Source organism: Nocardiopsis sp. NPDC055824, assembly GCF_053616335.1.
Genome location: NZ_JBSHDN010000254.1, coordinates 1 through 7,977 on the forward strand (window position 1 = coordinate 1; position 7,977 = coordinate 7,977).

The 7,977-nt window shown below is 72.3% G+C and carries 8 protein-coding genes; all 8 read right to left on the bottom strand.

All coding sequences use genetic code 11. From position 1 onward, the window contains the following. Window positions 1-46: 46 nt before the first annotated feature. The 8 genes from metK to ACWGL3_RS29275 all read right to left on the bottom strand — a co-directional run bounded on the left by metK (window position 47) and on the right by ACWGL3_RS29275 (window position 7,902). A complete protein-coding gene (gene metK / locus ACWGL3_RS29240; protein WP_267948919.1) occupies window positions 47-1,240 on the bottom strand; it encodes a methionine adenosyltransferase in 1,194 nt (397 codons plus the stop codon). A gap of 299 nt (window positions 1,241-1,539) precedes the next feature. Beyond that, on the bottom strand, window positions 1,540-2,730 hold the full coding sequence (gene coaBC / locus ACWGL3_RS29245; protein WP_267950309.1) for a bifunctional phosphopantothenoylcysteine decarboxylase/phosphopantothenate--cysteine ligase CoaBC: 1,191 nt from the start codon (window positions 2,728-2,730) through the stop codon (window positions 1,540-1,542). Window positions 2,731-2,941: 211 nt separating this feature from the next. Beyond that, complete coding sequence (gene rpoZ / locus ACWGL3_RS29250) at window positions 2,942-3,208, bottom strand: DNA-directed RNA polymerase subunit omega (protein WP_267948918.1); 267 nt, start codon at window positions 3,206-3,208, stop codon at window positions 2,942-2,944. A 143-nt stretch (window positions 3,209-3,351) separates the two neighbouring features. Next, window positions 3,352-3,939 (bottom strand): guanylate kinase, encoded by a 588-nt coding sequence (gene gmk / locus ACWGL3_RS29255; RefSeq protein ID WP_267948917.1) that lies wholly within the window; start codon window positions 3,937-3,939, stop codon window positions 3,352-3,354. Between the two features lie 319 nt (window positions 3,940-4,258). After that, window positions 4,259-4,582, bottom strand: coding sequence for an integration host factor, actinobacterial type (mihF, locus tag ACWGL3_RS29260; protein ID WP_267948916.1), 324 nt, complete (start codon window positions 4,580-4,582; stop codon window positions 4,259-4,261). A gap of 414 nt (window positions 4,583-4,996) precedes the next feature. Continuing rightward, complete coding sequence (pyrF, locus tag ACWGL3_RS29265; RefSeq protein WP_267948915.1) at window positions 4,997-5,704, bottom strand: orotidine-5'-phosphate decarboxylase; 708 nt, start codon at window positions 5,702-5,704, stop codon at window positions 4,997-4,999. A gap of 319 nt (window positions 5,705-6,023) precedes the next feature. Continuing rightward, window positions 6,024-6,965: a dihydroorotate dehydrogenase gene (locus ACWGL3_RS29270; RefSeq protein ID WP_267948914.1), complete on the bottom strand. Its 942-nt coding sequence runs from the start codon at window positions 6,963-6,965 to the stop codon at window positions 6,024-6,026. A 37-nt stretch (window positions 6,966-7,002) separates the two neighbouring features. After that, window positions 7,003-7,902, bottom strand: coding sequence for a dihydroorotate dehydrogenase electron transfer subunit (locus tag ACWGL3_RS29275; protein ID WP_267948913.1), 900 nt, complete (start codon window positions 7,900-7,902; stop codon window positions 7,003-7,005). Between the last annotated feature and the right edge of the window lie 75 nt (window positions 7,903-7,977).

Sequence of the window (7,977 nt, forward strand, 5' to 3'; positions counted from 1 at the left end):
CCCCCGGCGCGGGCTCCGTCCGGGGACGGAGCGGGAGAGGTCGGGCTCAGACGCCCACGAACGACCGCAGCGCGGCGGCCCGCTCGGTGCTCTCCCACGTGAACTCGGGCAGCTCCCGGCCGAAGTGGCCGTAGGCGGCCGTCGCGGAGTAGATCGGGCGCAGCAGGTCCAGATCGCGCACGATCGCGGCCGGACGGAGGTCGAAGACCTCCTTGACGGCCTTCTCGATCAGCTCCGGTGCGACCGTCTCGGTGCCGAAGGTCTCGATGAACACACCGACCGGGTGGGCCTTGCCGATGGCGTAGGCCACCTGGACCTCGGCGCGCTCGGCGAGCTCGGCGGCGACGATGTTCTTGGCGACCCAACGGGTGGCGTAGGCCGCCGAGCGGTCCACCTTCGACGGGTCCTTGCCGGAGAAGGCGCCGCCGCCGTGGCGGGCGTAGCCCCCGTAGGTGTCCACGATGATCTTGCGCCCGGTCAGTCCGGCGTCGCCCATCGGGCCGCCGATCTCGAAGCGGCCGGTCGGGTTGACGAGCAGCCGGTAGTTGTCGGACTCCAGGCCGAAGGCGGCCACGACCGGCTCGATGACGTGCTCGCGGATGTCCGGGGCGAGCATCTCCTCCAGGTTGATGTCCGCGGAGTGCTGGCTGGAGACGACGACGGTGTCGAGGCGCACGGGGACCTGGCCCTCGTACTCGACCGTGACCTGGGTCTTGCCGTCCGGGCGCAGGTAGGGCACCGTGCCGTTGCGGCGGACCGCCGCCAGCCGCTCGGAGAGCGAGTGCGCCAGCTTGATCGGCAGCGGCATCAGCTCGGGGGTCTCCCGGTTGGCGTAGCCGAACATCAGGCCCTGGTCGCCGGCGCCCTGCCGGTTGAGTGCGTCGTCCTCGTTCTCGACGCGCGCCTCGTAGGCGGTGTCGACGCCCTGGGCGATGTCCGGGGACTGGGCGTCGATGGAGACGTTGACCCCGCAGGAGTCACCGTCGAACCCCTTGGCGGAGGAGTCGTATCCGATCCGGAGGATCTTCTCGCGCACGATGGCGGGGATGTCGACGTAGGTCTGGGTGGTGACCTCACCCGCGATGTGGACCTGACCGGTGGTGATCAGCGTCTCGACGGCGACCCGGCTGCGCGGGTCGTGGGTGAGCATCGCGTCGAGGATCGCGTCACTGATCTGGTCGGCCATCTTGTCGGGATGGCCTTCGGTGACCGACTCGGAGGTGAAAAGGCGGCGGGACACGTTGCGTGACTCCTTGCAGCGGCTGCTGGCTGACATGTGTCGGTGCGGCACAGCGCTCCGGCGGCCTGCCGGGGGCGGCCAATGCCGACCGACGCGGTTGGTTATCGGTCCACTGTAACCGGACTGGTGGGGACGGGCGTCCGGCTGCCGACCGCGTCGCATGTCGGCAAGGACACCCGTTCGCAGTGTGGCGTACTCGGCGGTAGGAATCCAGTCCTGGTGTCCAGGCTGTTCGTCCGCGGGCACCCCGTCTGCCTGTGCGAACGCCCACACAGGCGGACCCGGGGCCGCGGAAGCCGTCAGGGGAGGCGTTCGACGACCAGGTCCCACACACGGTCGGCGAGGTCGTCCTTGGGCCCGGTCGGGATGTCCGTGACGGAACCGTCGGCGCCCAGGACGACCGCCTGGTTGTCCTCTGTGCCGAACGCGCGCCCTCCCCCGACCTGGTTGACCACGAGGAGGTCGCAGCCCTTCCTCTCCAGCTTCGCGCGGCCGTTGGCGACGACGTCGTCGGTCTCGGCGGCGAACCCGACGATGGTCTGCCCGGGCGCCTCCGACGCCCGGGAGGCCACCAGGCCCGCCAGGACGTCCGGGTTCTCGACCAGCTCGATGGGCCCGGGGGCCGCACCGGACTTCTTGATCTTGGAGGCGACGCTCCTGACCGGCCGGAAGTCGGCGACGGCCGCGCTCATCACGACCGCGTCGGCGCCGCGCCTCTCGGCCTCCATCGCCTCGGCGAGCTCGGCGGCCGAGCCCACCCGCACGACACGGGCCCCGGCCGGGTCCGGCAGGGAGACGTTGGCGGCGACGAGGGTGACGTCGGCCCCGCGCGCCGCGGCGGTGCGGGCCAGGGCGTACCCCTGCTTGCCGGAGGAGTGGTTGCCGAGGAACCGGACCGGGTCGATGGCCTCCCTGGTACCCCCGGCGGAGACGACGACGCGGCGGCCGGCCAGGTCGGGGGCGGCGGTTCCGCGGCGCAGGACCAGCCGTGCGGCCTCGAACAGCTCGGAGGGCTCGGGGAGGCGGCCGCGTCCGCTGTCGGCGCCGGTGAGGCGTCCCACGGCCGGGTCGAGGACGACGGCGCCCCGCGCGCGCAGGGTGGCCACGTTCGCCCGGGTGGCGGGGTGCTCCCACATCTCCGTGTGCATCGCGGGTGCGAACACCACGGGGCACCGCGCGGTGAGCAGGGTGTTGGTGAGGAGGTCGTCCGCCAGGCCGGCGGCGGCCCTCGCCATGAGGTTGGCGGTGGCCGGGGCCACGAACACGAGGTCGGCCTCCTGCCCGATGCGCACGTGCGGGACCTCGTCGACCCCGTCCCACACCCCGGTGGTGACGGGCTGTCCGGACAGGGCCGCCCAGGTGGGCTCGCCGACGAAGCGGAGGGCCTCGGCGGTGGGCACGACCCGGACGCGGTGGCCGGACTCGGTCAGACGGCGGAGCAGCTCGCACGCCTTGTAGGCGGCGATGCCGCCGCCGACGCCGAGGACCACCCGGGGAACGCTCTGTGTCTCACTCACAGGAAGGAGTTCTACCAGGCCCGGCCGGGCGGGCACGCGCCGACCCCGCGGACGGCCGCGCCCCCCGCGCGCCCGACGGGGCGGTGGAGGGCGGTGTGCGGGCTCCGGCGGCACGCCGCGGCAGCGCCGGGCTCCGCCGCGCCTGCCGGCCCGTGGCACGGGACGGCCGCGGCGGAGGGGCGGATCAGGTGCCCTCGTAGGGCTCGGCGGTGAGCAGGCCGGACTTGACCTCGCGCAGGGCGATGGACAGGGACTTCTCCTGCACCTGGGTCTCGACCAGCGGGCCGACGTACTCCAGGAGGCCCTCGCCGAGCTGGGCGTAGTAGGCGTTGATCTGGCGGGCCCGCTTGGAGGCCATGGTGACCAGGCTGTACTTGCTGTCGACGAGCTGCAGCAGGTCGTCGATGGGCGGATTGGTGATGCCTTCGGCGACGGGCTCGGTACCAGCCACTTCGTTTACCCCCAGGGAAGGTCTCCGGCTCGTCGGAAGCCGTGACGTGATCGTTCGGGACGTGTTCGAGGATACGCGGCGCCTCCGGGGGCGAACCCGGCGCGGGCGGACGCGGGCGGCGGTGGCCGTGGGCCCCGCCGCTATCACACCTTGGGCGCGTCGATCAACGCTAGCAGCTCGGCGCACACTTCCTGCACGGACGTGTTGACGAGCGTGGTGTCGAACTCCTTCTCGGCGGCGAGCTCGACCTTGGCGACCTCCAGCCGGCGACGGATGACCTCGTCGGACTCGGTGCCGCGCCCGGTGAGGCGGCGGACCAGCTCCTCCCAGGAGGGCGGCGCGAGGAAGACGTGGTAGGCCTCGGGCATGGTCTCGCGGATCTGGCGGGCGCCCTGGAGCTCGATCTCCAGCAGCACGGGGGCGCCGGCGGTCAGGCGGGCCTGGACGGGGCCGCGCGGGGTGCCGTAGCGGTTGCCCGCGAACCTGGCCCACTCCAGGAGCTCGTCCTCGGCGACGAGGCGGTCGAACTCCTCGTCGGTGACGAAGTGGTACTGGACGCCGTCCTGTTCGCCGGGCCGGGGCGCGCGGGTGGTGGCCGAGACCGAGAGCCACACGTCGGGGTGCTCGCGCCGCAGGTTGGCGACCACGGTGCTCTTCCCCACACCCGAGGGGCCGGACAGGACGATCAACCGCTTCTCGGCCGGACGGGACTCGGATGCGAGTTCAGGCATGTGTGTTCGGGGCTTCCCTTCGGGGCCTGTCCGCCGCGGGGCCGGAGGCCATCGGCCGCGCTCCGGGGACCTGGCGGGACCGGGCGCGTCGCCGTGCGGGCGGCTGCTGTGCGGGGGTGTCCGCGAACGGTCGCGGGAAGCTCCATTTATACCACCGAGCCGCGGTGCGGCGGACGGTTGTGACCTGGGGCCATCCGTCCGCCGACCGCGGCTCGCGCTGTGGCTTCACCGTGAGCCCGCCGCTGTCGCGGCGCGCTCTCCGCCGCGACTGTGGGGGACGCGGACGGGCCGGCGTACTGCGTACTGCTCCTACCGGGTGTTACTTGGTGAGGTCACCGAACTCGGCTTCCAGGGCCGCGCGCTGGTTGGTCCCCAGACCGCGGACACGGCGCGACTCGGCGATGTTGAGACGCTCCATGATCTGCTTCGCACGGACCTTGCCGACACCGGGGAGGGATTCCAGCAGAGCCGAAACCTTCATCTTGCCGATGACGTCGTCCTTGAGGCCGTTGGCGAGCACCTCGGACAACGAGATGCCGCCGTTCTTCAGCTTGTTCTTGACCTCCGCGCGCTCTTTTCTGGCCTTAGCGGCCTTCTCCAGAGCCGCGGTGCGCTGTTCAGGTGTGAGGGGAGGAAGGGCCACGCCGGGTCACCTCGGATTTCTACTCGTTTGTAGAGGGCGGACGCCTGCGCAAGTTAGTAGGTCTGACCCCTGTTAGGCAACGTAAAGTGCCCTTTCAGCGGCTATTTCATCGAACTAACTACGTAGAGTTACCATTCAATTGCGGTCGGAGACGAAATACAGGACCTTGGTCCCGATTGGGCCGAGCATAAAGCGCGTCACCAGCGCAGGTCACAGAGGGGTGACCCGGGTCACTCCGGGCAGCCCGTTCCGAGTTTCGGACACACCTAATTGGTGACCGTCAGTGATCCATAACCGCGCGTGATGAGCTCGCTTCGTTGGTTCGTCCCCGGGATCCTTCGATCCCCTCGCCCCTTCCCCCGGGACACCGTCGAAGGGTGCTCCCGGCGCCGTTCTCCCGTCCGTCCGCCTCCCCTAGACCCTGGCCCCGGCCCGCCGCACGGCGGCCGCGAGGGAGGCCGCCGCCGCGCCGGGGTCCGGCGCCCGCGTGATGGGGCGGCCGATGACCAACAGGTCGGCCCCCGCCCCGATGGCCTCCTCCGGGGTGGCGACGCGCGACTGGTCCCCCCTGTCAGCCCCCGCCGGGCGCACTCCCGGTGTGATGAGGGTGACGTCCGGCCCCACCTCCGAGCGCACCAGCGCCACCTCCCGGGGGGAGCACACCAGGGCGCGCGCCCCGGCGCCCACCGCCAGCGCGGACAGGCGCCGCACCGCGTCCCGGGCCGGGCCGAGCAGCCCCACCTGCTCCAGGTCCGCCTCGTCCATGGAGGTGAGCACGGTCACGGCGGCGATCCTGGTGTCCGGGGCCGCCTCCGCGGCCGCGCGGACCATGTCCGCCCCTCCGGAGGCGTGCACCGTGAGGAAGGAGGGGCGCAGCCACGCGACACTGCGCGCGGCGCCCTCGACCGTGGCCGGGATGTCGTGGAGCTTGAGGTCGAGGAAGACCCCGAGCCGGCTGGCCCCGCGCACCGCGCTGACCACCTCCGGCCCGTAGCGCAGGTACAGCTCCAGTCCCACCTTGACCGTACTCACGTGGGGTGCGACGGCCGAGGCCCAGGTGGCCGCCGTCTCGATGTCCCCGGCGTCGATCGCGACGGCGATGGGCGCGGAAGGCGCGGTCATGTCGGTCTCTCCAATCGTGTGCCACCGGCTCCGTGCCGGTGCGTGCAACATCTGCACGTGCTTACCGATGTGCTTACCGAAGCATCGGCCGATGCACGTCCACTGTCCTGTGCACACCATCAAGGTGTGCGATTCCCCGGATGAGTCGCTTCATGCGCCCATTCCGTATCACTTCCCCGTAACGGCCGCCCAGACGGACGTAGCCCGACGCTCCCCCGAGTCCGCCCCCTTGCGCCAGGATGCGCCTGTTTGGTCGCACAGAGCCATCTCAACGCCGTTCAGGCCGGTCAGGGCCCTTGTGCGCCGTGTGCCCGACCTGTCACGCCCCGGCCCCCTGCCGGTGGGCCGCTCCCACCACGTCCGAGGCCCTGGCGAAGCCCCGCGCCTCCAGCGCCTCGGTGAACTCCCGGAGCACGCGGCTGCACGCGGACGGGTCGGAGAAGTTGGTCGTGCCGACCGCCACGGCGCTCGCCCCGGCCGCCATGAACTCCAGGACGTCGGCGCCCGTGCGGACGCCGCCCATCCCGATGATGGGCACCCCGGGAAGCGCCTCGTGCACGCGGTAGACACACCCCACGGCGAGCGGCCGGATCGCCGGGCCGGACAGCCCGCCCATCCCCCCGGCCACCGCGGGCCGCAAGGTGCGGGTGTCCACCGCCATGCCGCGCACTGTGTTGATCATGGACAGGCCGTCCGCGCGCGCCTCCACGCACGCCGAGGCCAGCTCCACCACGTCGGGGACGTCGGCGGCCAGCTTGGCCAGCACCGGCAGGTCCGAGCGGGCGTGGGAGCGCACCGTCTGCACCACCGCCGCCGCGTGGGAGGCGTCGTCGGCGAAGTGGCGCCCCGACGGGGCGGCCGGGTCGGGGCAGGACAGGTTCACCTCGATGGCGCTGACGCCGTCGGCCGCCGAGATCCGCCTGGCCAGCTCGCCGAACTCGCCCACCCCCGCCCCGGCGATGGAGACGATGGCCCGGCCGCCGCGGGCCAGCAGCCAGGGCAGGTCCCGCTGGAGGAACACGTCCACCCCGGGGCCCTGCATGCCCGTCGTGCTCAGCATGCCGCTGGGCGTCTCGGCCATGCGCGGCGCCGGACGCCCCGCGTGGGGCTCCAGCATCACCGACTTGGTCGTCACGGCGCCGATCGACGCGATGTCGAAGAACTGGGACAGTTCACGGCCGGAGCCGGCGCATCCGGCGGCGGTCACCACGGGGTTGGGCAGGTCCATGCCGCCCACCCGGGTCCTGAGGTCTGCGTTCACGTGCCTTCACTCGGTCGTGTGTGTGTCGCCGCCCGGGTCAGGCGATGTCGCGCGCCGATTCGGCGGCGCGGGCGGCGCTGGAGCCCTTCCACCCCGGGGCGCCCAGGGCGTCGAAGGGGATGGTCCCCACGTCGTCGAAGCGCACCTGTTCGCCGCGGAACACCGGTCCGTCCACGCAGGAGCGCACCATGCGGGTGATGCCGTCCTCCCCCACCACGGGGATCACGCAGGTCATGCAGATCCCCGTGCCGCAGGCCATGGTCTCCTCCACCGCCACCTGGACGGGGACCCCGTGGCTGCCCGCCACCGCGGTGACGGCGCGGAGCATGGGCATCGGGCCGCAGGCGTACACCGCGTCGGACCGGCACTCCTCGATCACGCGGCCCAGGACGTCGGTGACCCGGCCCCTGGTGCCGAACGAGCCGTCGTCGGTGGTGAAGGCGGCGGTCTCGGCGATGCGGCGGGCGGTGATCGCGCTGAACACCCGGTCGGCGGAGGCCCCGCCGAGCACGAAGTCGACCCGGCACCCGCGCCTGCGCAGCGACTGGGCGAGCGGGAACAGCGGCGCGCTGCCGGAACCGCCGCCCACGAGCACGCAGTTGACGGGTTCGCGCGGCAGCGGGAACGGCCGGCCCAGGGGGCCGACCACGTCCAGCAGGTCGCGCGACCTCCGCTCGGACAGCCAGGCGGTGCCGGTGCCGCGCACGGAGAACAGGAACTCGACGGTGCCGCCGTAGTCGGGCTTGACGTCGTGGATGGCGAAGGGACGGCGCAGCAGGGTGCTGGAGTGGTCGCCGCCGACCGCCACCGAGACGAACTGGCCCGAACGGAACCGCTCGGCGATCCCCGGGGCGACGACGGTGATGGCGTAGTAGGCGTCCACCCTGCGCACGTTCAGCACGGGGCACCTGACCTGCACCGGTCCGTTGTCGCTCATGGTCTCGGAGAAGCCTCTCTCGCCTCGGGCGCGCGGGCGCCGCGGAGTCCCCGCGGCGCCCGCACTCTACTGCCG

Excerpts from the sequence above, each read along its gene's own strand:
- gmk (WP_267948917.1), bottom strand. The coding sequence starts at position 3,939 with ATGCCTGAACTCGCATCCGAGTCCCGTCCGGCCGAGAAGCGGTTGATC.
- pyrF (WP_267948915.1), bottom strand. The coding sequence starts at position 5,704 with ATGACCGCGCCTTCCGCGCCCATCGCCGTCGCGATCGACGCCGGGGAC.
- ACWGL3_RS29275 (WP_267948913.1), bottom strand. The coding sequence starts at position 7,902 with ATGAGCGACAACGGACCGGTGCAGGTCAGGTGCCCCGTGCTGAACGTG.